The organism is Gluconacetobacter liquefaciens (genome assembly GCF_003350405.1).
In the GTDB taxonomy this organism is placed as follows: domain Bacteria; phylum Pseudomonadota; class Alphaproteobacteria; order Acetobacterales; family Acetobacteraceae; genus Gluconacetobacter; species Gluconacetobacter liquefaciens.
On sequence record NZ_QQAW01000001.1, the window covers coordinates 204,470 to 226,046 of the forward strand.

The following is a 21,577-nucleotide window of genomic DNA, read 5'->3' on the forward strand; positions in this document are numbered from 1 at the left end:
GGGGCCGACGGCCCCTGCCCCCCGATTTCCTGACGAATGGTTTCCAAAGGCGAAGCCTTTGGCGGGGTCAAGGGGCGGAGCCCCTTGGATGCTCACGGCACCTTGGCAACCCGCAGCGTATTGGTGCTGCCCGCCACGCCGAAGGGCAGGCCCGCCGCGATCACGATCTGGTCGCCCGAGCGGGCCAGGCGGCTGGCCACGGCGGCGTCGATCGCCTGGTCGACCACGTTCTCCACCGTATGGACCGGCGTTTCCTGTCCGACAGACTGGGCCGTGACGCCCCACACCACGCACAGGCGGCGTGCGATCTCGTCGGTAGGCGTCAGGCCGATGATCGGGCAGGACGGCCGCTCACGCGAGATGCGCAGGGCGGTTGCTCCCGCCAGGGTGAAGGCGACGATGGCGCGTGCGTCGACGGTGGTGGCGACTTGGCCCGATGCGGCGGCGATGGCGTCGGCGACGAAGCCTTCGGGCGCTGGGCAACTGGCCTGCATCATCGACTGCCAGACGGCGTCTTCTTCGACGCGGCTGACGATGCGGCTCATGATGCCGACCGCTTCCAGCGGAAACTGACCGGCCGCGGTTTCGGCCGAGAGCATCACGGCATCCGCGCCGTCGAACACGGCGGTTGCCACATCCGACGCTTCGGCGCGGGTGGGGGTGGGGGCGCTGATCATGCTTTCCAGCATCTGGGTCGCCACCACCACCGGCTTGCCGAGTTGGCGGCACAGGCGGATGATGTGTTTCTGCGCCAGCGGCACGGCCTCGGGCGGAAGTTCGACGCCCAGATCGCCGCGCGCGACCATCACCGCGTCGGACAGGCGGACGATTTCGTCCAGATTGTCCATCGCCTGGGGTTTTTCGATCTTGGTCATGATCCAGGCGCGACCGCCGGCGATGGCGCGGGCTTCCTTGACGTCTTCGGGGCGCTGGACGAAGGAGAGACCGATATAATCCACCCCGAGATCAAGGGCGAAATCGAGGTCGCTGCGGTCCTTTTCGGTCAGGGCCGGGATCGGCAGCACGATGTCGGGGACGTTGACGCCCTTGCGGTCGGACAGCACGCCGCCGACGGCGACGACGGTATCCAGGTGATCCACGCCCACTTCGCGCACCACCAGGCGCAGCTTGCCGTCATCGAGCAGCAGGTTGCTGCCGACGGTGGCGGCATGGATGATTTCGGGATGGGGCAGGCGTACCCGCCGCTCGGTGCCGGGGGTGTCGTCGAGATCGAGGCGGAAGAAGGCGCCCGTCTGCAACGTGACCTTGCCCTGCTCGAACGTACCGACGCGCAGTTTGGGGCCTTGGACGTCGGCCAGGATGCCGATCGGTCGCCCAAGTTCGGCTTCGACCGCGCGAATGATCTCGTATCGGGCGGCGTGGTCGGCATGTGTGCCGTGCGAGAAATTCAGGCGGAACACGTCGGCCCCGGACTCGGCCAGCGCGCGGATGATTTCGCGCGTGGATGAGGCCGGCCCCAGGGTGGACACGATCTTGGTGCGCCGGGGGCGTAAGGCTGTAGCGGAAGACATGGGCGTTTTCTCCTTCTGGATTCTGTCCGCAACCCGTTCGCTGTCCTGCTCCCGGCGGGCGCCGTCGTCCTTGCCCGCCGGGTTTTTCAGGACGGTTGAATGGTCTCCTGCGGCAGCAGGCCCCAGACCGCCTTGCGGTCCAGCCAGCCTGAATAATGTTGCACGCTGACACGACACCATGTCGTGTCGGCAGCGCAGGTACGCAGGATGCCGACCGTTCCGGGTTTCAGCACCGCGATCAGGGCTGAACCGGCATCCGGGGTCGAGCGCAGCATGACCGCTCCGGGAATGGAGGCGGCCGAGGCGGGATCCGTCAGTCGTTCGACTTCACGACTATCGAAATGGCCTGCTGGTGGATTGGTTGCCTGTCTGGCTGTTGGCGAGGCGGCGGCGGGTGCCCCGGCTGTCGTCGGCGCGGGTGATGCCGGAGGGGTTGCCGGAGCCGGATCGACTGGCGGCAGGCCGGGGATGACGAAGCTGCGCGTGCCCACCAGCGTCGCCTGGTGCACCCAGCCTTTCTGGCCGTCGGAATCCTCGACCAGGCGCCAGACATCGAATTCGCGCTCGATTTTCACGGGCAGGTCGCGGCGGTGATAGACCCACTCGATCGGATAACGCTGTCCGGGCCCCGAGCGCATGTTCACCTCGTCGGCGCGCAGGGCCGCGAAGCGCGGCAGCGGCAGGCCGGTGACCGACCCTTTGTCCGTCGGGGCCGCCGGTTCGGCGGGCATTGCCGCCGGCGGGATGGCGACGGCTGCTCCGCCCGCGGGGGCTGCCGGGGTTGGTGCCGCCGCTGCTGCCAGGCCCGCCGCAGCGGCGGCCGCGGCGGTTGCCGCGTGGCGGGAGCGGGCTGGATGGGGGACGATCGCGCCATGGTGATGGGCTGTCGCGCCGGCGTGTGTCGTGGCTGGATGGCCGTGATGGGGCGTTGTGGCCGCGCCGGAAGCTGCGGCCGGATGATGCCGCTTATGATGCGCGGGGCCGGTCGTCTTGGTACCGGTCGCCTTCGTGCCTGCCGTGGCCTTGGCGGCGTGATGATGGTGATGGTGGCCCGTTTTGGACGGCTCCGGCGTGGTTGCTGCCGCGCCGTTGGGCATCAGCGGGACCAGCAGCGTTGCGCAGAGCATCCAGCCGGCGCATCCGCGCGGGGTGATGCGGCGCGGGGCGGGGGGGAGGGCAAGAGAGGAAGTGGGCATCATGGCTGCATCCCTACCAAGGCCCGCGCCGCACGGCAAGGGGATTTGCGGCCCTGGATGCATTGCGCGATCCGCCGCCCCGTCACAGACTGATGACCTGCCGCCCGCGCGCGGCATCGAGAAAGGCGGGAACCCCCGCCACGGTCACGCCCGGCAATAGGGCGTCGGCACCCAGACCGGTGAGACGCAGGCCGGACTCACAGGCCATCAGCGTGCCGTCGAGTGCCTGGACGGCTTCGCGCAGGACGTCGAAGCCGGCGACGCCGCTAGCCTGGGTCGTGCTGTCCGCGCCGGCATCGCGTAGCCCCTGCCAGTCCCGCGCCAGGGCATGGACCCCGTGCCCGGCGGCGAAGATCAGCACCTTCCGGTCCACGGCAAGTGCCCCGGCGGCCAGGACCAGGGCGTAATGCGCCCGCTCGAAGCCGCCATCGAGCAGCAGGATCGCCAGCCCTTCGCGCGGGGTGTCAGTCGGCATGGATCGCGCAGGCTCCGGCTGGCACCTGTCCGGACGCATGGGCCGACAGGTCGTGAATGGTGGGATGGGTGCCGCAGAGTGGACAGTCGGGATCGCGGGAGAGGCGGATGGTGTGGAAGCGTGCCGCCAGGGCATCCCATACCAGCAGCCGGCCGGCGAGGCTCTCGCCGATATCGAGGATCTCTTTCAGGGCCTCGGTAGCCTGCAAGGTGCCCATGACCCCGGTGACCGCGCCGAAAACCCCGGCCTCGGCGCAGGACGGCACCGCGCCGTCACGCGGCGGAGCGGGATAAAGGCAGCGATAGCATGGCCCGCCCCGGTGCGGACGGAAGGTCGATAGCTGCCCCTCGAAGCGCAGCACGGCGGCCGAGACCAGAGTGCGCCGTTCCAGCGCGCAGGCATCGGCGACCAGGTAGCGGGTGCGGAAATTGTCGCTACCGTCGCACACCAGGTCGTAGCCGCCGACCAGCGCACGCGCGTTGTCGGCGTTCAGCCGGGTCGCGTGGGTGTCGATGCGGACCAGCGGATTGACTGCGCGCATCGCCTCGGCCGCCGACTCGACCTTGCTGCGGCCGATCCGGTCGGTGGTATGGGCGATCTGGCGCTGGAGGTTCGACAGGTCCACCACGTCGTCATCGACCAGTCCGATCCGGCCGACGCCCGCCGCTGCCAGATACAGGCCGAGCGGCGAGCCCAGCCCCCCGGCACCGACGATCAGCACGCTGGCGGCGCGCAGGGCGGCCTGCCCCGTGCCGCCGATTTCCGGCAGCAGGATATGCCGGGCATAGCGCTGGATTTCGGTCTCGGAAAAATCAGGAATCATACGTCCTGCCTTGTCTTGGGCCTTGTATGCGCCCCGCATGCCTGCTGCGGAATATGGCGTTTGGCCTGACTTTTTATAACAATTTGTATCACGCGGCATGAAACGCATGCATGGCCGATATGTTTATCGTATGTTGTGGGAGCAAGACAGGGGCGATTTTTTCGATGGACCGTTTCATGCGTCTGATGCCTGCCGGTTACATGGTCGCCGTTCGGCGGCAGCAGGCGCGCCGCATCTGTGCGGTGACGCTGGTCATGTCGCTGTCCCTGTTCGTGGCCTCGCCATTCGTGACGCTGTGGTCGGTTTCGTCGGCTATTCAGGCACATGACACGCGCACACTGGGCACGTTTCTGAACTGGCGTGCCGTGCAGGCCAGCCTGAAGACGCAGATCATCAGCGGGATTGTGGGCAATCAGCCGGCGAGTGACGACGAATTGCCGGAATTCGGTTCGTCGTTTGCCACCACGGCGGTGTCTCATGCGATTGACGTACATGTGAATGCCGCCAACCTCGATACGCTGATGGGGCAGGTCATGCCGGCGGCGCAGCCGGTGTCGGTGATCTCCCCGGTGGCCATGCTGCATCATGTCCGCATTCGCTTTCTGCGCCCGGACATGTTCGAGGCCCGTGCCGTGATGCCGGGCCACGAGCAGGAGACGCCGCTGCGCCTGCAGATGCGGATTCAGGGATGGCGGTGGAAGATTACCGAAGTGGATCTGCCGGCCAGCCGAACCGATCACCCGGTGATCGAGGCTTCGGCCGCGCCGGACAGGCTCGCCCTGCTCTCGCGCTGACGGCGATATAGTCCGTCTGCGCGTGCGTTGGCTGTGGGCAGGTTTCCGCCGGTCGTGCCCTGCTGCCGCCCATCCCGTCGGGGACGGGCGGTAAGGGCGGATGGTTCAGCGGCGGGCGCGGGTCGCGGTCGTCTCGGCGGGCAGGTCTTCTTCCAGGATCGTGATGTGCAGGGCGTAGGACACTTCGCCCTCATCCTCGTCCCGGTGAACGGTGCCGATGATCTCGCCTTTTACGGCGACCTCGACCGACAGGCCGGCGCGCGGCGGCGGATTGACCGTCAGTTCGGGGGACCCCAGCAGGCGGCGCAGGCAGACCTGAAGGCGGGTGATTTCGGAGGCGGACATGCTGCTCATGGAATGCTCTCTGTCGGAAAGGGTGGGGCCGATGGCATGGCCCGATGGTGGGGCGGACGCCGTCCGAGCCCGATATGATGATGCTCGCTATAGGCATTCGATGCCCTGCCCGCAACCGGGCGGCAGCGCGCCAAGGCCGCCTTCCCGCCTCAATCGTCTGATTTCGTCGTTTCATCAGTCCCCTGTTCGGGAGGATCTTTTGTCGATGCGCCGTGCAGTGTTCGCTCGCCTTTTTACGCCCCTGCGCCTTGCCTTGCTGGCGATGGTACTGACAACACCGGCAATGGGGGCGGGTCTGACGAGTTTTGGCCCTCTGGAAGCCATGCAGCCGCTGAATGCGAAGGTGCTGGCCGAACAGATCAGGCAGGATGGTGCCCAGGAAGTCGGGCGCAGGTTGACGCGCGAACATGAATGGCCGCGCGTGCGTCGTGCCGTGGCGGCGGGCTGGGAAAACTGGATCGTGCTGGTGCCCGACCTGATCCCGGTTGCCGATCCGGGCACGAGCCACGCGCTTCAGGCCGCGCTGCGGCGGGCCCTGATCCATAATCCGCGGGCTGTGCTGTCGATCCTGGACCGGAAAGATGATGTGCCTCTCGGCGGGAGGAACATCTGCGCCCCGGCGGCGGAACCCGCATCCTGGCGGCCGCGTGCCCTCACGGCGATCCGCGAGGTGCATGACATTCATCTGATCGATCGGGGTACCGGTTGCCTGCATGCCCTGGAAGAGGAGAAGTCCTGACGTTTCCGTATGTCAGTTTATGTCGGGTCTTCCTGCCACCCCAGGCGCTTCAGGGCGGCGCGGATATGGGCGGGCGGTGGGGCGACGGCGGAAACCGGAGGGTCCAGCGGCAAGGAGAGCGCGCGACTCATCAGGTGCAGCCTGAAGCCGTCCTGCCCCGTTGCGTCGCCATAGACCGGATCGCCCAGGACCGGGCAGCCCAGGCTGGCGCAATGTAGCCGGGCCTGGTGGGTGCGCCCGGTCAGCAACTGCAACTCCAGCCAGCTTGTTTCTCCGTCGCTGGCCAGAAGCCGCCACGCGGTGTGTGAGTCCTGGCCCGTGGGGGCCTGGACCATGCGCCAGCCCTGTTTGTCCGACTGTTTGGCGATCGTCATCGCTACCGTGCCGCTGTCGGCGGCGGGGCGGCCGCGTACCACGGCCCAGTAGGTCTTGCGGGCCAAGCCGTTGGCGAAGGCGTCCTGTGCGGCCAATAGCGGCTGCTTGCGCAGGGCGATCAGCAGGCAGCCCGACGTGTCGCGATCCAGCCGGTGGGCCAGCCATGGTCCGTCCGCCCGCCGTGACAGCAGCGGGAAGGAATCCTCGACCGACGGGCCGCCTGCGGGGCCGGCATGCACCGGCAGGCCGGGCGGCTTGTCGATGACCAGGAAACGGGTGTCGCGGAACAGAACCGGAAATGGATCGGCCCCGCCCGTGGGCGGGGCACCCGCAGGAAGGCGGGATGCCGGGCCGGCCTGCCGGGGCGGGGGCCGGCGCGCTCGCCGGGTCATTCGTCGTCGGGGGTGCGGCGCAGCAGGACTTCGCGCCGGCCGACATGGTTGGCCGGGCTGACGATGCCCTCCTTTTCCATCTGCTCGATGATCTTGGCGGCCCGGTTATAGCCGATCGACAGGTGGCGCTGGATGAACGAGGTCGATGCCTTGCCCTCGCGCGCCACGACGGCCACCGCCTGGTCGAACAGGCTGGTTTCCTCGTCATAGCCGCCGCTCAGCCCGTTGCCGGACGATTTGCCGCTGCTGCCGCCGCCATCCTCGTCCTGGGCCGAGATCACATCGTCATCATAGATCGGCTCGCCCTGGCTGCGGAGGAAGCGCACCACGTCCTCGACCTCGCTATCGGCGACGAAGGGACCGTGGACGCGGGTAATCCGGCCGCCACCCTGCATGTAGAGCATGTCGCCCTGGCCCAGAAGCTGCTCTGCCCCCTGCTCGCCCAGGATGGTGCGGCTGTCGAACTTGCTGATGACCTGGAAGGAGATACGGGTCGGGAAATTGGCCTTGATGGTGCCGGTGATCACGTCGACCGAGGGGCGCTGCGTCGCCATGATCACATGGATGCCGGCCGCGCGGGCCTTCTGCGCCAGGCGCTGCACCGCCGTTTCGATCTCCTTGCCCGCGACCATCATCAGGTCCGCCATTTCGTCGATCACCACGACGATATAGGGCAGGGAGTCCAGCGCGAGTTGTTGTTCCTCGAAGGTCGGGCGGCCGGTCTCGGGGTCGTAGCCGGTCTGCACCCGGCGCGAGACGACTTCGCCGCGTTGGCGGGCATCGGCTACCCGCTCGTTGTAGCCGCCGATATTGCGCACCTGCAGGTGCGACATGGCGCGGTAACGGCGATCCATTTCCCGCACCGTCCATTTCAGCGCGGCGACGGCCTTGGCCGGCTCGGTGACTACCGGCGTCATCAGGTGCGGGATGCCCTCATAGATCGACAGTTCGAGGATCTTGGGGTCGATCAGGATCAGGCGGCATTCCTCGGGCGACATGCGGAACAGCAGCGACAGGATCATCGCGTTGACGCCCACCGACTTGCCCGACCCGGTGGTGCCGGCGATCAGCAGGTGGGGCATGCGTGCCAGGTCGCCATAGACCGGCATGCCGGAGATATCCTTGCCCAGCGCCAGGCAGAGCTGCGACGACGCATGGTGCCAGGCGTCGTCGGTGAAGAGTTCGGACAGATAGACCGTCTCGCGCCGTGCATTGGGCACTTCGATGCCGATCACGTTGCGGCCGGGTACGGTGGCGATCCGCACGCTCAGCACCGACAGCGACCGTGCCACGTCGTCCGCCAAGCCGATCACCCGGGCCGAGCGGATGCCCGGCGCGGGCTCCAGCTCATACAGCGTGACCACGGGGCCGGCATGGATCTGCCCGATCTGCCCCTGTACGCCGTAATCGGACAGTACGGTTTCCAGCAGCCGCGCATTGGCCTGCAATGCGTCCTGCGAGGGGCCAGTCTGGCCGTGCGCGGGAGCGGGTTTCAGCAGGTCGAGCGGCGGCAGGCGCCACGGATCGCGGCCGTCGGAACGCGGTGGAGGCGTGTAATCGTCCGGATCGGGTACCGCGCGGGTGGCGGCGGCCGGTGACTCCGCCGGCTCGGGGCGGCCGCCGAACAGCCGGCCCATCAGGGAAGGGCGCGGAGGTTCGGCCGGGGGGGCTGCCGGCGTGACGGGAGGGTGCGTGGCCTCCGGCACCGGACGGGGGACGATAGCCTGGGTTGCCGGACCACCCAGCAGCAGGGGGGGCGCCTCGTCGGCGGTGTCGTCTTCCATGCCGGGGGGCTGGACCCAGCCTGTGCCCAGTGACGGCCGGGCAGGTGGCCGGGACGTGGGGCGGGGGGCCGGTTGGGCGGGCGGATGGACCGCGGGCCGGGCTTCCGGCGCAGGGCGCTCGGTGCGTGTGGAGCGTGGCGGTTCGGGCGCGCGGGCCTGGGCGGAGAGGTCCGGCCGGGGGGGCGGCACGGTGCCGTCCAGCGAGCCGTTCCAGCGGCCGGTGGCGTCGGCGGCGGGGCGGTCGGCCGGGGCGGTGGGGGCCGGCATCCGGCGTGCGAGGCGCATGGGCTGCCGAGCGACAGCGCGCAGGGCCCGGCCGATCGCCTTCCATTCGGTCCGGGACAGGCCGATCCCCAGCGGTACCAGCAGGAGGGTCAGCAGCAGCCCGAGTACCCATACGGCCAGCCGCCCGGCCGGACCGAGCAGCGACATGCCCGCCTGGAGCGCGGTATGGGCGATCGACAGGCCGAAAGCGCCGCCCAGGCCGGATTCCGTGGGCCAGTGCGGGATGGGCAGGACCGGGGCCAGCATCGGCACGGCCGCTAGCAAGGCACCCATGACCGGCATGGCGCACAGGATCGCCACCGCCCGCAGCAGGATCGACCCCATGGCGGCATGGCGGATCACTCGCCAGCCCCAGGCCATCATCGCCAGGATCGGCAGGGCGCAGGTGATGCCGACATTCTGCAACAGCACGTCCGCCAGGTAGGAGCCGGCCATGCCCAGCAGGTTGGTGGGGGCCTGGGTGCTGGCGGTGTTCATCGACGGGTCGAGCGGGTTGTAGCTCCACAGTGATGCGGCCAGCGCCAGGGCCAGAAGCCACAGCACCATGCCTCCCATCTCGGCCAGTCTCTGCCTTGCGGCGGACCGGATGCGCGGGGCGTTCAGAGAGGCAGGAATGTAGCGGCCAAAGCTCGGCAAATGTTCGGGTCCTGTACGCTGGGGCCGTCGTTGCGTGGACCGGGCGGTTCCGTCACGACGGCAGGCACGATGAAGCGGACGGCCCGACCGGGAGGGCGGCCGGTCCTGGGTCCGGAAACCGGGTAAGTATAGCCTGCCCTTTCCGGAATACAGAAGGGCGGTTCAGCCGTTATTGCGGCATTGTGCCGGCGGCCCGCCAGATCGAAAGCCGCGCCGCGCCGTGGTGGCGCTCGGCCAGCGGGGCGTCGGGCAGGATCGGGTTGCCGGTGGGCAGGGGTTCGTCGGCGCCGGTCTCGATCACGATCAGTGCGTTGGGGGCGATCCAGCCCGTCCGGGCCAGGGCTGTCAGAGCCCGTTCCGGCAGTCCCTGCCCGTAGGGGGGATCCAGCAGCAGCAGGTTGCATGGCTGGCCGGCGGCGGGTGGCCGGGTGACGTCGCCGGCGCGCAGCGTCGTGCGGTCACGCGCCCCGCAGGCCGCGATGTTGGCGCGCAGCGCGGCCAGGGCGGTACGGTCGGTCTCGAAGAACGTGCAGTGGGGTGCGCCGCGCGACAGGGCTTCCAGCCCCAGGGCGCCTGTGCCGGCGAAGCCGTCCAGCACCCGTGCCTCTTCCATCAGGCCGTGGCCGCCCCAGGGCGCATGCAGCAGCATGTCGAACAGGGCCTGGCGGACCCGGTCGGCGGTGGGCCGGGTGGTGCGCCCAGGTGGCGCCACCAGTGCGCGACCGCGCCATTGGCCGGCGACGATCCGCATCGGCCGGTCAGGACTTGCGTGACGGGCGCGGGGACGGCCCCAGTCCAGGGATCTGCTCGCGCAGTACCTTCCCCGGCACTTCCTCCAGTTCCGACCGTTGGAGGGTGCCGAGCTGGAACGGGCCGTAGGCGGTGCGGATCAAGCGGCTGACATGCAGGTTCAGGCCACGCATGACCTTGCGCACCTCGCGGTTCTTGCCTTCGCGTAGCGCCACCGTGAGCCAGGCATTGTCGCCCTTGCGGGAATCCAGCCCTGCTTCGATGGGGCCGTAGCGTACGCCTTCGAAGACGCTGCCGTCGGCCAGCGCCTTCAACTGGGCCTCGTCCACCACGCCGAAGACGCGGACGCGGTAGCGGCGCAGCCAGCCGTTGGACGGCAGTTCCAGCCGGCGCGCCAGTTCGCCGTCATTGGTCAGCAGCAACAGGCCCTCGCTGTTCAGGTCCAGCCGCCCGATGCTGATGACACGCGGCATGCCTTCGGGGAGCGAGGCGAAGACGGTCGGCCGGCCCTCGGGGTCGCGGTGGGTCGTCACCAGTCCGTCGGGCTTGTGGTACCGCCAGAGCCGGGTGCGCTCAGGGGTTTCGACGACCGCGCCGTCCACCTGTACGACGTCGCTCGCCACCACGAAGGTTGCCGGATGGGTCACTGCCTCGCCGTTCAGGCGCACGCGCCCTTCCTCGACCATGCGTTCGGCGTCGCGGCGGCTGGCGATGCCGGAGCGGGCCAGCCATTTGGCGATCCGTTCGCCGCGCTCGGGCCGGTTGGTGTCGTCGCGCTTTGTCATCTCGATCCCGAAGCCTCTATCAGGGCGGAAAAAATACGTCTGTCTGCCATGGATATGGCGAATTCCGGGTGCCATTGCACGCCCAGGCAGAAGGGATGGCCAGGATATTCGATGGCCTCGGCCACGCCATCGGGCGCCACGGCGCTGATGATGGCTCGTCCCGGCTCGCGCACGGCCTGGTGATGGGCGGAATTGACGGCGATCCGCGTGGCGCCCGTGACCCGTGCCAGCATCGTGCCGGGCAGGATGTCCACTTTGTGGCCGGGTTCGTCGCGCGGATTGGGCTGTTCGTGCGCCAGCGCATCCGCCACGGTGTCGGGGATATGCTGGATGAGGGTGCCGCCCAGGGCCACGGCCAGCAGTTGCTGACCGCCGCAGATGCCCAGCACCGGCAACCCGGATGCGATGGCGCCCCGTGCCAGCGCCAGTTCGGCGTTGGTACGGCCGGTCTTGAGGGTGACGCTGTCGTGTCGCTGGTCCGTGCCATACAGAGCCGGGTCGACGTCGAAGGCGCCGCCGGTAATCACCAGGCCGTCGAGCCGCGCCAGCATGGCGGGGGCGAGATCGGCGTGATGGGACAGCGCGACGGGCAGGCCGCCGGCATCGGCGATGGCGTCCATATAATTGCAACGCAGCGCATACCATGGGAAGCGGGAATAGCCGCTCCCGTCGGGAGTGCCGGCTTCGCTGTCCAGGGTGACGCCGATCAGAGGGCGGGATCGGATCATTCCGCCTGACCTAGAGGAATATCGCCGTCAGGGAAATCCGCCATGCGCGGAATGATGGGGCCGAGTGAAAATGACGGCGCGCGGTTCGGGGGGCTCGGGCCGTCATTTCATAACGGGGTGTAGCGCATGCCCGCACCTGCGTCTCGTAGCACGCACGACCAGGGATACGCGATACCGATGAGTGGGTCGTCTGGCGAATGCCGGATCGCCCGATCGGTCAGCCGTCGGAGACCATCGAGTGCAGGCTCGCGGTCAGGGTATGACGGCCCATCAGTTCCGGTTCGCATGCCGAAAAACCGATGACGATTGCCGCGGCGGCCAGGATCAACGTGAGCGTATTCATCGTCTGCCTCCTGTCTTTCATATCGGTCCCGATTGTTTCAGGATCCGTTACCGGCGATGTCGTTACACTGTCAGTCGCAACCCGGTCTGTCCATTAAAATCAATATTTTTTCCCGGTTTGCGTTGTTTGGTCCATTCTGGACGCCATGCCGGCCTGTAATATGTTGTGAACGCTGCGTCCTGCCCCGTTGCCCGCATATGGGGCGATGGGATCTATGTGACGCGAACGCGGCCGACGAGGGTGGAGTTTCATGACCGGGCGACGACAGGATCTGATTTTCTGCGGTTTTGCGCCATATTCTGGTCGGAGGGTGCGCGGTGTCGACTGAGTGCCGCCCTGTCGACCCGATGGCCATTGCGCTGGAGGAGGCGCGTGCCGCTGCGGCGCGGGGCGAGGTTCCGGTGGGAGCCGTGCTGCTGGGACCGGATGGCAGCGTGCTGGCCCGGGATGGCAATCGTGTGGAGGCCGCGCATGATGCGGGTGCCCATGCCGAGATGCTGGTCATGCGGGCGGCCGCCCGGCGGCTGGGCAGCCCGCGCCTGACGGGCTGCACGCTGGTGGTGACGCTGGAGCCCTGCCCGATGTGCGCGGCGGCGGCGGTGCATTTCCGGGTCGGGCGCATTCTGTTCGGTGCCTATGACCCCAAGGGGGGCGGCGTCGAGCACGGGCCGCGCCTGCTGGCACGACCGGACTGCCTGCATCGGCCCGAATGGGTGGGCGGGGTGCGCGAGCGCGAGGCGGCACAGTTATTGCACGATTTTTTTCAGGCATTGCGCGCGTGAGAATTTGCGGGAAATGCGGAGATAACGCATCCTTCATCGACAGGTACGGTACAGGTTGGGTTCGACCGCATACTATTCTGGACTGTACCTCAGGAAGGGGCGGCGTCTTGCCCGGCCGCTCCAGCAACAATCAGGAATGCTATGACTGACGAGTTTCAGCCCATGATGTCTTTCCGCCCGCGCCGGATGCGGGGCAGGGTTTTGGCCGCGCTGGTCGCCACGACGGTGCTGGGCGGCGCGGCGCAGGCCGTGATGATGGACACGGCACGGGCTGACGAGACAGGCGTCATCCGTCCGAGCACCCAGACCCAGACGCTGCCCAATTTCGTCAATCTGGTGAAGCAGGTGCGCCCTGCCGTGGTCTCCATTACCGCCAATATCCGCGCGGAAGACGTGGATGAAGAGGGCGGGATGCAGGGCCAGCAGCAGATGCCCTTTCCCTTCCCGTTTCCGTTCCAGATGATGCCGCAGCAGCAGCGCCGGACGGTCGAGGCCAGGGGATCGGGCTTCATTATCTCGGCGGATGGGTTCGTCGTGACCAACAACCATGTGGTCAAGGGCGCGACCAAGGTGACGGTGACGCTCGATGACGGCACCACCCTGCCCGCCAAGATCATCGGACGCGATTCCAAGACCGATCTGGCGCTGCTGAAGGTTACGACCCAGAGCAAGCTGCGCTTCATCGAACTGGGTGAATCCGACAAGGTGGAACCCGGCGAATGGGTGGTTGCGGTCGGCAATCCCTTCGGGCTGGGCGGCACCGTGACGGCGGGCATCGTCTCGGCGCGTGGCCGCGATATCGGCGACGGGCCGTATGATTCGTTCATCCAGGTGGATGCGCCGATCAATCGTGGTAATTCGGGTGGGCCGCTCTTTACCCAGGACGGCAAGGTCGTGGGCGTGAACACCGCCATCCTTTCGCCCACGGGCGGGTCGATCGGCATCGGGTTCGCCATTCCCTCCGACGTGGTCAAGAACGTCGTCGAGCAGTTGCAGAAGACCGGCCATGTGACGCGCGGCTATCTGGGTGTGGTGGCGCAGGTGATCACGCCGGCCATGGCCAAGGCGCTGGGCCTGAAGCCGGCCAGCGACGGTGCGCCGCCCAGCGGCGCGCTGGTGGCCAGCATCAGCAACAGCAGCCCGGCCGAAAAGGCGGGCCTGAAGGCCGGTGACGTGATTACCGCGTTGAACGGCCAGAAGGTCGACACCCCGCATGATCTGGCGGTCAAGGTTGCGTCGCTGCCGCCGGGTACCTCGGCGACGATCGCCTATCTGCGCAACAACGCGGCGCAGACGGCCACGGTGAAGATCGCGAACCTGTCCAGCGCGTCGTCGCCAGATGGCTCGGTTGGTGACAGAAGCGAGGCCGGCGGTCCGCGTCTGGGGGTCTCGCTTTCGCCGCTCACGCGCGATCTGCGCCAGCAACTGGGGCTGGATGGTTCGGTGCGTGGCGTCGTCGTCAGTGATGTCCAGGCGGGGTCGGTGGCCGAGCAGGCGGGTATTCGCGCGGGTGACGTGATCCAGGCCGTCGGCAATAGCCCGGTTGATAATCCGGGGGCCACGGTGACCGCCGTTCGTGCCGCCTTGAAATCCAACCAGTCGGTGTTGCTGCGTGTGCTGCGCGGTGGCCAGAACCTGTTCATCGCCGTGACACCGGGTTCGTCCGATGACAGTGGCGCGGCCGGTAGTGATAACGATAACGACTAACCGGTGGTGGCGTCGCTCCCTCAGGGGGGCGGCGCCGTTCCGGACACAAGGTTGCTGAACGAGTAAGAGCTTTTCTGTTCTTTTCTGAAAAGAACGGAAATAAGATTAGATTTCCGAAAGTGTTTCCAGAAGCGCGTCAACATCTGCGATGCGGGTATAATAGCTGGTGACCAGGCGGATGACGGTACCATCCACACCTTGCGGCGTGTCCCAGTTGTGGAAGGCGAATCCCGCAGTGCGCAGATGGGCGATCGCCCGGTCCGGCAGCAGGACGAAGATTTCGTTGGCCTGGGTTTCGTAGAGCATCCGCGAGCCGGGGTGGCGGAACAGGCCGCCGGCCAGGCGTTGTGCCATGGCGTTGGCGTGGCGGGCGTTGTTGAGCCACAGATCGTCTTCCAAGCATGCCAGAACCTGCGCGCTCAGGAATCGCTGCTTGGACCAGTCATGGCCGGAGCGCTTGCGGCGACGGGCGAATTGTTCAGCGTGTGCCGGGTTGAAGAAGACCACCGCCTCGGCGGCCATGGCCCCGTTCTTGGTCATGCCCAGCGACAGCACGTCGATGCCGGCCTTCCATGTCGCTTCGGACGGGCTGCAGCCCAGATGGGCGATGGCGTTGGCCAAGCGGGCGCCGTCCATATGTACCGCGAGATTCCGGCTGCGGGCCCGTGTCGTCAGTTCGGCGATGCGGGCGGGCGGGTAGACGGTGCCCCATTCGGTGGCCTGGGTCAGGCTCAGCGCTGTCGGCAGCGGGTTATGCACGTCGTCGGCGGGCAGGCGGTCGAGCATGTAGGACAGGGCATCCGGTGCCATGCGCCCGTCTTCGGACGGGATGGTGACCAGCCGGGCGCCGCCGGTGAAGAAATCCGGTGCCGCGCACTCGGACTGGGCGATGTGGGCGCTTTCGTCGCACAGGATCGCGGCATAGGGGGGCGCGAGGGCGGCCAGAGCCAGCGCGTTCGCCGCCGTGCCGGTGGCGACGGGAAAGACCTTGACCGGGTGTTCGAAGATATCCGCCACCACGTCGTCCAGGCGTGCCGTCCAGGCGTCGCCGCCATAGGCGGGGGCGGCATCCGCGTTGGCGGCGGCCAGGGCGGACATCACGGCGGGACAGGCCGGAACGACATTGTCGCTGCTGAAGTTCTTGCGTATCTGCTCTACCACGCTATTCCCCTGCTCTTTCCGTTCCCGTTGTCCGGAGTGCCGCATGACCGAGCCAGCTTCCGCCGAAACCGCGTCCGTTCGCAACCCGTCCGCGCGCCTGATCGACGGCAAGGCATTCGCGGCGAACCTGACGCAGACGATCGCACAGGATGTCCGTGCGTTCCATGACCGCTATCAGGTGACGCCCGGCCTGGCGGTGGTGCTGGTAGGCAACGACCCGGCCAGCGAGGTCTATGTGCGCAACAAGGCGCTCCAGACCCATCGCGCCGGCATGCGCTCGTTCATGCACATGCTGCCCGAAACCACGTCGCAGGGCGAATTGCTGGCGTTGATCGGGCGGTTGAATCAGGACCCGGAAATTCACGGCATCCTGGTGCAATTGCCGCTGCCCGCGGGACTGGACCCGGTGGCGGTCACGAATGCCATTCATCCCGATAAGGATGTGGACGGTCTGGGCGAGGTGAATGCCGGCCGGCTGGCTCTGGGCCAGCCGGGCATCGTGCCTTGCACGCCGCTGGGCTGCCTGATGCTGCTGAAATCGGAGCTGGGCGAATTGCGGGGCCTGCATGCGGTGATCATCGGCGCGTCCAATCTGGTGGGGCGGCCGATGGCGCGGCTGTTGCTGGCCGAGGGCTGCACCGTGACGGTCGCGCATATCGACACGCGTGACCCCGCGGCGCTGGCGCGGCAGGGCGATATCCTGGTGGTGGCGACCGGATGCAACGGGCTGGTGCGTGGCGACTGGATCAAGCCCGGCGCGGCGGTGATCGATGTGGGCATCACCCGCATCTCGCTGCCCAACGGCAAGACGCGGCTGGTGGGCGACGTGGCGTTCGAGGAGGCCGTGACCCGTGCGGGGCGGATTACTCCGGTGCCTGGCGGTGTCGGGCCGATGACGATCGCCTGCCTGCTGAACAATACCCTGGCGGCCGCCCGGCGCATTGTCGGCGCGGCCTGAGGGCGGCGGAGGGATGACGATGCGCCTGTCGGTCGAACTGATTCCGCGTGATGCGGAGGCTCTGCTGCGCGATGCGGAGCAGGTTCGCACGCATTTTTCCTTGGCCGACACGTTGAACGTGCCCAGCCTGATGCGCTTTCCGATGCAGGGGTGGGACGCGGTGCCGCTGCTGCAGCCGATCCTGCCGCGTGTCGTGCCGCATATCCGGGCCATCGATATCGACCCTCACGGCCCGCTGCCGGGGGTGAATATTCCGGGGCTTACGGAAGTGCTGGTGGTGAGGGGCGATCCGCCGGCCGATCTGAGCCGCCGGACCTTTCCCAATTCGTCGGAAAGCGTGATCCGCCGCTATCGCCGCGAGGCGCCGCATCTGACGGTCTATGCCGCCTTCGATCCTTGGCGGCATGCGCCCTGGCGGGAGATGGAGGCGGTGGCGCGCAAGAAGGAGGCCGGGGCCGCCGGCTTCTTTACCCAGCCGGTGTTCGACATGCGGATGCTGGATCTGTGCATGGGCTGGCTGGAGGGGGAAACCGTGTTCTGGGGGCTTTCGCCGGTTATCGGGCCGAAATCGCGCTCCTATTGGGAGACGACGAACCATGTCGTTTTTCCCCACGGGTTCGACCTGACGCTGGAAGCCAACATTGCATTCGCGGTTCGGGCGATCCGTGCCGTCCGGGCGGCGGCGGGGCATGTCTATCTGATGCCGCTGCGGGTGAACCTGGCTGCCTATCTGGGGCCGATTCAGCAGGCGCTCGGCTGATACGGCGCGGGGCGGGGACGGGTTACGTCCGCCCTGCAATTCCGTTAGCCTCGGGGAAAGAATCTGTTTTCCCCGAGAGGTCCTGATCGTGCCGTACCACCGTCCATGTCCACGCCTGTCCACCAGGCCAGGGTTTCAGCCGGGGATCGCCGGTACCATGACCGCGATCGGGCGTGTTCTGGGGGCCGCCATGCTGATCGTGGGCGGCGTGGCGCCCGCGCTTGCCGAAGAGGCGACGCCGGCAGCCGCATCCGCCATGCCGGCGCCCGATCCGGCCCGTATTTTCGCCCCGCTGGCCTATCCGATGCCGGCGGGCAGCACGCGGTCGGCCGGCGGCGTGCCGGGTGGCGCCTATTGGCAGAACAGCGTCGATTACGAGATCAAGGCGGCGATCGACCCCACCAACCGCCTGCTTTCTGGCAGCGAAATCATCACCTACGCCAATAACAGCCCCGATGCGCTGGATGTGCTGTGGGTGCAACTCGACCAGAATATCTATCGTGACGGTTCGCGCGGCAATTTCGTCAATCCGCAGCGCCATGGCGATCATACCGATGGCGATGTGATCGAAAGCGTGTCGATCGAACAGGACGGCAAGAGCATCCCGGTTACGCCCGTCATCTCCGACACGCGGATGCAGGTGCCGCTGCCCACGGCGCTGGAGGGCAAGGGCGGCAAGATCCGGCTGAAGATCGTCTGGCACTATACCATTCCCGGCCCCGCGGGTGGGCGCACCGCCGTCAGTTCCACCCGCAATGGCGATATCTACGAGGTGGCGCAATGGTATCCGCGCATGGCCGTCTATGACGACGTTCGTGGCTGGGATACCGCGCCCTATCTGGGGCAGGAGTTCTTCCTGGATTATGGCGATATCGATTACAGCGTGACCGTGCCGTGGAACTTTACCGTGGTCGGGTCCGGCGCGCTGCTCAACCAGGCCGATGTGCTGACCCAGACCGAGCGCGACAGGCTGGCGCAGGCCGCGAAGAGCGACGAGCGGGTGATGATCCGCACCGAAGCCGATATCCACGATCCCAAGAGCCATCCGGCCCAGACCGGTACCAAGACCTGGCATTTCCGCATGAACAATACGCGCGACGTGGCGTTCGCGGCCTCGCCAGCTTTCCTGTGGGATGCGGCACGTCTGAACCTGCCGCCGGTGGTGGTCGAGCCGGGTCATGTGCCGGTACCGCGTCTGGCGATGTCGGCCTATCCGGTGGAAGGCGCGGGACCGCATCAGTGGGACCGCTCCACGTCTTATGTGAAATACGCGATCGAATATTTCTCGCGTCGCTGGTACCCCTATCCGTGGCCGAACGCGATCAATCTGGGCGGGCATGGCGCGGCGATGGAGTATCCCGGCATCGTTTTCGACGGCATGCGCGACAAGGACCCGGAACTGTTCTGGGTCACGGCGCATGAACTGGGCCATGACTGGTTCCCGATGGTCGTGGGCTCCAATGAACGCCGCCATGCGTTCATGGACGAAGGATTCAACACCTTTATCGACACCTATGCGTCGGACGATTTCAATTCCGGCGAGTTCGCGCCCAAGCATGATGTGGAGTTCGCGCCCGCCACCGGCAAGCCGGCCGAGGATATCCTCTCGGTGCTGCGCGACCCGGCCGCGCCGCGCCTGATGACACCTTCGGACCTGATCCCCGAGCACTATCGGCATCCGGTCACCTACTTCAAGGCCGCCTATGGGCTGAAGCTGCTGCGCGAGCAGATCCTGGGTCCGGAGCGGTTCGACCGTGCCTTCCGTCGCTACATTGCGATGTGGGCCTATCGCCACCCTACGCCTTCGGATTTCTTCCGGCTGATGGACAGCGAGACGGGGGAGGATCTGTCGTGGTTCTGGCGGGGCTGGTATTTCAATAACTGGGGGCCGGACTATGCGGTGAAGTCTGCCACGCCCACCGGCGAAGGCGCGGCACCCGGCCTGCTGGTGACGGTGGACAACAAGGGCTGGCTGCCGCTGCCGGTGACGTTGCAGGTGAGCTATACCGATGGCACCAACGCGCGCCTGACCATACCGACCGAAGCCTGGTACCTGCGCAACGAGATCGAACTGACGATTCCGGGTTCGCGCACACCCCAGGCTGTTACCCTCGATCCGGGGCATGACATCCCGGACCTGAACCGTGCCGACAACACGCTGACCCTGGCCCAGCCCACTCCGCCGGCAGCGCCGCCCGCGCGCTGAGGCCTGGGGATTGTTCGGGAATGGGGATTGGTGCCCGTCTGTTGCCAGTCCTCATTCCCGGACGGGTTCTACAGCCAGTCGCGCGCGCGGATCAGGGCCAGCGCGGCCAGCGTGACCATGCAGGTGATTTCGCCATCGCGGATCATCCGGTCCAGTTCAGTCAGATTCATCGTGTGACTGGTCAGGTCCGCCTCGGTTGCCTCTGGCCGGGGCGTGCCCTGCGTCAGGCCGGTCGCCAGATAGACATGGCCGCGTTGGGTGGAATAGCCGGCTCCCTGATACAGGATGCCGGCATGCCGCAGGCGTTCGGCATGCAGGCCGGTTTCTTCTTCCAGTTCGCCCCGGGCCACCGTTTCGGGATCGGCGTCGGGCCGATATTCCCACATGCCCATCGGCAGTTCCCACAGCCGCGCCCGGATCGGGTATCGATACTGGCGCACCAGCGTCACGGTGGGGCCGTCCGGCCCCTCGCCCAGTGGCAGGATGACGACGAAATCCCCCCGCTCGACCACGCCGTAGAGTCCTTCGCCTCCATCCGGCCGGCGGATGATGTCCTCGCGCACGCGGGTCCATGGATTTTCGTAGGCGATCCGCGAGGACAGGGTGACGAAGCCGCCCGTATCTTCGGGGATGGGGGTGTCGGCGGTCATGTGGGACGTTCCTCTCGTGGTGGCATTTCCATCATGGCGTGGGGCGGCCATGCTTGGCGAATGGCGTCGTCGGCCCGTATGGTATCGAAGTAACCGGAGTGTGCACCTCGTCATGACTGTCTTACGGAGCGGACCGGCCAACCCAACGCTGCGAATTCTCGCCGTCGTGCTGTTCAACCTGATCTGCTACGTCGATATCGGTCTGCCGCTGGCAGTCATCCCGCTCTTTGTGCATGGCACGCTGGGCTATAATACCGTCATCGCCGGATTGGCCGTGTCGCTGCAATATCTGGCGACCTTCGCCTCGCGCGCGCAGGCGGGCAGGTTCGTGGACGAGCGGGGCGCGAAGCCGGCAGTGGTGATCGGGCTTGCGATCTGCGTGCTGGCAGGGCAGGCGCTGATGCTGTCTGGCCTGTTCATGCATCGGGCTGGGTTGGCCATGCTGCTGCTGATTGCCAGCCGTATCCTGATGGGGGTGGGTGAAAGCTGGACTGCGACCGGGGCCATCCTGTGGAATATCGGGCGTGTCGGGCCGGAACGGACGGCGCAGGTGATTTCCTGGAACGGCATCACTTCCTATGGCGGTATCGCCTTCGGGGCGCCGGTGGGCGCGGTGCTGGCACAGGCCCATGGGGTGCTTGGTGGGCTGGCCGGGGTGGGATTGCTTTCGGCGCTGCTGCCTGCGTTCGGATTGGCGTTGGCCACGCGATATGCCGCCGTGCCACCGATTGCCAAGGGGGGCGAGGTCATGCCGTTCTCTCAGGTCTTCTGGCGCGTTCTGCCTTACGGCATCGTGCTGGCCTGCGGGTCGGTCGGGTTCGGGGCCATCTCGGCCTGTCTGTCGCTGTATTTCGCCGACCGGCACTGGGACGGTGCGGCGGTGGGGCTGATGGTGTTTGGCCTGGTCTTCGTTCTGGTGCGGCTGTTCTTCTCGCGCCAGATCGGCCTGCGCGGCGGGATGAAGGTGGCGGTGGTGTCGCTGCTGGTCGAGGTTGCCGGGCTGCTGCTGCTCTGGCGGAGCGCGGACGTGTTCTCGGCCGATCTGGGGGCTGCGTTGACCGGGGCTGGGTTCTCGCTGGTCTTTCCGGCTCTTGGGGTGGAGGCAGTGACGCGCGCGGGCCCGCATAACCGGGGGGCGGCGCTGGGGGCCTTCAGCGTCTTTCTCGATATCGGTATCGGTCTTTCCGGCCCGATGCTGGGGCTGGTGATCCATAGCTTGGGCTATGGTCCGATGTTTCTGGTCTCGGCACTGTTTACCGGCGCCGGGGTCGGTGCCACCCTGCTGCTGCGGGAGCGGGCCCGCCCCGATGCCGCCTGACGGCGACTGTCTTTGTGGGGGGTGGCCCGGATCTCGCGGATGAT

The 21,577-nt window shown here is 67.2% G+C and carries 21 protein-coding genes; 8 read left to right on the forward strand and 13 right to left on the reverse strand.

The window, feature by feature from the left end:
• Positions 1–92: 92 nt before the first annotated feature.
• The 4 genes from pyk to C7453_RS00980 all read right to left on the reverse strand — a co-directional run bounded on the left by pyk (position 93) and on the right by C7453_RS00980 (position 4,026).
• Positions 93–1,532 carry a pyruvate kinase gene (pyk, locus tag C7453_RS00965; RefSeq protein ID WP_114725211.1) on the reverse strand — a complete coding sequence of 480 codons (1,440 nt, stop codon included), beginning with the start codon at positions 1,530–1,532 and terminating at the stop codon, positions 93–95.
• 86 nt (positions 1,533–1,618) lie between these two features.
• Positions 1,619–2,731: an SH3 domain-containing protein gene (locus tag C7453_RS00970; RefSeq protein ID WP_245948683.1), complete on the reverse strand. Its 1,113-nt coding sequence runs from the start codon at positions 2,729–2,731 to the stop codon at positions 1,619–1,621.
• Positions 2,732–2,810: 79 nt separating this feature from the next.
• Positions 2,811–3,203 carry a DsrE family protein gene (locus tag C7453_RS00975; RefSeq protein WP_114725213.1) on the reverse strand — a complete coding sequence of 131 codons (393 nt, stop codon included), beginning with the start codon at positions 3,201–3,203 and terminating at the stop codon, positions 2,811–2,813.
• Positions 3,193–4,026, reverse strand: a complete 834-nt coding sequence (locus C7453_RS00980; protein ID WP_114725215.1) for a HesA/MoeB/ThiF family protein — start codon at positions 4,024–4,026, stop codon at positions 3,193–3,195. The genes C7453_RS00975 and C7453_RS00980 overlap by 11 nt, the downstream gene beginning before the upstream one ends.
• Before the next feature lie 176 nt (positions 4,027–4,202).
• Here C7453_RS00980 and C7453_RS00985 point away from each other — a divergent pair, with 176 nt between their 5' ends.
• Positions 4,203–4,820, forward strand: a complete 618-nt coding sequence (locus tag C7453_RS00985) for a DUF2939 domain-containing protein (protein WP_245948686.1) — start codon at positions 4,203–4,205, stop codon at positions 4,818–4,820.
• Between the two features lie 105 nt (positions 4,821–4,925).
• Here C7453_RS00985 and C7453_RS00990 read toward each other — a convergent pair whose 3' ends face one another.
• Positions 4,926–5,174: a DUF3126 family protein gene (locus tag C7453_RS00990; RefSeq protein ID WP_114725217.1), complete on the reverse strand. Its 249-nt coding sequence runs from the start codon at positions 5,172–5,174 to the stop codon at positions 4,926–4,928.
• Between the two features lie 205 nt (positions 5,175–5,379).
• On the opposite strand from C7453_RS00990, the gene C7453_RS00995 reads away from it, so the two are divergent.
• On the forward strand, positions 5,380–5,913 hold the full coding sequence (locus C7453_RS00995; protein WP_114725219.1) for a hypothetical protein: 534 nt from the start codon (positions 5,380–5,382) through the stop codon (positions 5,911–5,913).
• Between the two features lie 17 nt (positions 5,914–5,930).
• Here C7453_RS00995 and C7453_RS01000 read toward each other — a convergent pair whose 3' ends face one another.
• The 6 genes from C7453_RS01000 to C7453_RS19570 form a co-directional block, all read right to left on the reverse strand.
• Positions 5,931–6,680, reverse strand: coding sequence for an RluA family pseudouridine synthase (locus C7453_RS01000; protein WP_114725221.1), 750 nt, complete (start codon positions 6,678–6,680; stop codon positions 5,931–5,933).
• Positions 6,677–9,385 carry an FtsK/SpoIIIE family DNA translocase gene (locus tag C7453_RS01005; RefSeq protein ID WP_114725223.1) on the reverse strand — a complete coding sequence of 903 codons (2,709 nt, stop codon included), beginning with the start codon at positions 9,383–9,385 and terminating at the stop codon, positions 6,677–6,679. The genes C7453_RS01000 and C7453_RS01005 overlap by 4 nt, the downstream gene beginning before the upstream one ends.
• A gap of 169 nt (positions 9,386–9,554) precedes the next feature.
• Positions 9,555–10,136 carry a 16S rRNA (guanine(966)-N(2))-methyltransferase RsmD gene (gene rsmD / locus C7453_RS01010; protein WP_114725224.1) on the reverse strand — a complete coding sequence of 194 codons (582 nt, stop codon included), beginning with the start codon at positions 10,134–10,136 and terminating at the stop codon, positions 9,555–9,557.
• A gap of 7 nt (positions 10,137–10,143) precedes the next feature.
• Positions 10,144–10,920, reverse strand: a complete 777-nt coding sequence (locus C7453_RS01015; RefSeq protein WP_114725226.1) for a pseudouridine synthase — start codon at positions 10,918–10,920, stop codon at positions 10,144–10,146.
• Positions 10,917–11,648 carry a gamma-glutamyl-gamma-aminobutyrate hydrolase family protein gene (locus tag C7453_RS01020; protein ID WP_114725228.1) on the reverse strand — a complete coding sequence of 244 codons (732 nt, stop codon included), beginning with the start codon at positions 11,646–11,648 and terminating at the stop codon, positions 10,917–10,919. The genes C7453_RS01015 and C7453_RS01020 overlap by 4 nt, the downstream gene beginning before the upstream one ends.
• Positions 11,649–11,865: 217 nt before the next feature.
• Entirely contained in the window at positions 11,866–11,991 is a 126-nt protein-coding gene (locus C7453_RS19570) for a hypothetical protein (protein ID WP_255318178.1), read from the reverse strand.
• 347 nt (positions 11,992–12,338) lie between these two features.
• On the opposite strand from C7453_RS19570, the gene C7453_RS01025 reads away from it, so the two are divergent.
• Positions 12,339–12,773 (forward strand): nucleoside deaminase, encoded by a 435-nt coding sequence (locus tag C7453_RS01025; RefSeq protein ID WP_114725230.1) that lies wholly within the window; start codon positions 12,339–12,341, stop codon positions 12,771–12,773.
• Between the two features lie 141 nt (positions 12,774–12,914).
• Positions 12,915–14,480: a Do family serine endopeptidase gene (locus C7453_RS01030; protein ID WP_114725233.1), complete on the forward strand. Its 1,566-nt coding sequence runs from the start codon at positions 12,915–12,917 to the stop codon at positions 14,478–14,480.
• A gap of 105 nt (positions 14,481–14,585) precedes the next feature.
• On the opposite strand, the gene C7453_RS01035 is transcribed toward C7453_RS01030, so the two are convergent.
• Positions 14,586–15,641, reverse strand: coding sequence for a threonine aldolase family protein (locus C7453_RS01035; RefSeq protein WP_114725235.1), 1,056 nt, complete (start codon positions 15,639–15,641; stop codon positions 14,586–14,588).
• Positions 15,642–15,684: 43 nt separating this feature from the next.
• Here C7453_RS01035 and folD point away from each other — a divergent pair, with 43 nt between their 5' ends.
• The 3 genes from folD to C7453_RS01050 all read left to right on the forward strand — a co-directional run bounded on the left by folD (position 15,685) and on the right by C7453_RS01050 (position 19,565).
• Positions 15,685–16,599 carry a bifunctional methylenetetrahydrofolate dehydrogenase/methenyltetrahydrofolate cyclohydrolase FolD gene (gene folD / locus C7453_RS01040; RefSeq protein ID WP_114725237.1) on the forward strand — a complete coding sequence of 305 codons (915 nt, stop codon included), beginning with the start codon at positions 15,685–15,687 and terminating at the stop codon, positions 16,597–16,599.
• Between the two features lie 13 nt (positions 16,600–16,612).
• The gene (locus C7453_RS01045; protein ID WP_114725239.1) at positions 16,613–17,359 is read left to right on the forward strand and encodes a methylenetetrahydrofolate reductase; all 747 of its coding nucleotides are present in this window, start codon (positions 16,613–16,615) and stop codon (positions 17,357–17,359) included.
• Between the two features lie 157 nt (positions 17,360–17,516).
• A complete protein-coding gene (locus C7453_RS01050) occupies positions 17,517–19,565 on the forward strand; it encodes a M1 family metallopeptidase (protein ID WP_371858476.1) in 2,049 nt (682 codons plus the stop codon).
• A gap of 68 nt (positions 19,566–19,633) precedes the next feature.
• Here the strand turns inward: C7453_RS01050 and C7453_RS01055 are convergent, their stop codons facing one another.
• Positions 19,634–20,215 (reverse strand): NUDIX domain-containing protein, encoded by a 582-nt coding sequence (locus tag C7453_RS01055; protein WP_114725241.1) that lies wholly within the window; start codon positions 20,213–20,215, stop codon positions 19,634–19,636.
• A 112-nt stretch (positions 20,216–20,327) separates the two neighbouring features.
• On the opposite strand from C7453_RS01055, the gene C7453_RS01060 reads away from it, so the two are divergent.
• Positions 20,328–21,533, forward strand: a complete 1,206-nt coding sequence (locus C7453_RS01060; protein WP_114725243.1) for an MFS transporter — start codon at positions 20,328–20,330, stop codon at positions 21,531–21,533.
• The last annotated feature ends 44 nt before the right edge of the window (positions 21,534–21,577 follow it).

Excerpts from the sequence above, each read along its gene's own strand:
- C7453_RS01060 (WP_114725243.1), top strand. The coding sequence starts at position 20,328 with ATGACTGTCTTACGGAGCGGACCGGCCAACCCAACGCTGCGAATTCTC.
- C7453_RS01015 (WP_114725226.1), bottom strand. The coding sequence starts at position 10,920 with ATGACAAAGCGCGACGACACCAACCGGCCCGAGCGCGGCGAACGGATC.
- pyk (WP_114725211.1), bottom strand. The coding sequence starts at position 1,532 with ATGTCTTCCGCTACAGCCTTACGCCCCCGGCGCACCAAGATCGTGTCC.
- C7453_RS00985 (WP_245948686.1), top strand. The coding sequence starts at position 4,203 with ATGCGTCTGATGCCTGCCGGTTACATGGTCGCCGTTCGGCGGCAGCAG.
- rsmD (WP_114725224.1), bottom strand. The coding sequence starts at position 10,136 with ATGCGGATCGTCGCCGGCCAATGGCGCGGTCGCGCACTGGTGGCGCCA.
- C7453_RS00995 (WP_114725219.1), top strand. The coding sequence starts at position 5,380 with ATGCGCCGTGCAGTGTTCGCTCGCCTTTTTACGCCCCTGCGCCTTGCC.
- C7453_RS00975 (WP_114725213.1), bottom strand. The coding sequence starts at position 3,203 with ATGCCGACTGACACCCCGCGCGAAGGGCTGGCGATCCTGCTGCTCGAT.
- C7453_RS01020 (WP_114725228.1), bottom strand. The coding sequence starts at position 11,648 with ATGATCCGATCCCGCCCTCTGATCGGCGTCACCCTGGACAGCGAAGCC.
- C7453_RS01025 (WP_114725230.1), top strand. The coding sequence starts at position 12,339 with ATGGCCATTGCGCTGGAGGAGGCGCGTGCCGCTGCGGCGCGGGGCGAG.
- C7453_RS01045 (WP_114725239.1), top strand. The coding sequence starts at position 16,613 with ATGACGATGCGCCTGTCGGTCGAACTGATTCCGCGTGATGCGGAGGCT.
- C7453_RS00980 (WP_114725215.1), bottom strand. The coding sequence starts at position 4,026 with ATGATTCCTGATTTTTCCGAGACCGAAATCCAGCGCTATGCCCGGCAT.
- C7453_RS00990 (WP_114725217.1), bottom strand. The coding sequence starts at position 5,174 with ATGAGCAGCATGTCCGCCTCCGAAATCACCCGCCTTCAGGTCTGCCTG.
- C7453_RS00970 (WP_245948683.1), bottom strand. The coding sequence starts at position 2,731 with ATGATGCCCACTTCCTCTCTTGCCCTCCCCCCCGCCCCGCGCCGCATC.
- C7453_RS01050 (WP_371858476.1), top strand. The coding sequence starts at position 17,517 with ATGACCGCGATCGGGCGTGTTCTGGGGGCCGCCATGCTGATCGTGGGC.
- C7453_RS19570 (WP_255318178.1), bottom strand. The coding sequence starts at position 11,991 with ATGAATACGCTCACGTTGATCCTGGCCGCCGCGGCAATCGTCATCGGT.
- C7453_RS01030 (WP_114725233.1), top strand. The coding sequence starts at position 12,915 with ATGACTGACGAGTTTCAGCCCATGATGTCTTTCCGCCCGCGCCGGATG.
- C7453_RS01000 (WP_114725221.1), bottom strand. The coding sequence starts at position 6,680 with ATGACCCGGCGAGCGCGCCGGCCCCCGCCCCGGCAGGCCGGCCCGGCA.
- folD (WP_114725237.1), top strand. The coding sequence starts at position 15,685 with ATGACCGAGCCAGCTTCCGCCGAAACCGCGTCCGTTCGCAACCCGTCC.
- C7453_RS01055 (WP_114725241.1), bottom strand. The coding sequence starts at position 20,215 with ATGACCGCCGACACCCCCATCCCCGAAGATACGGGCGGCTTCGTCACC.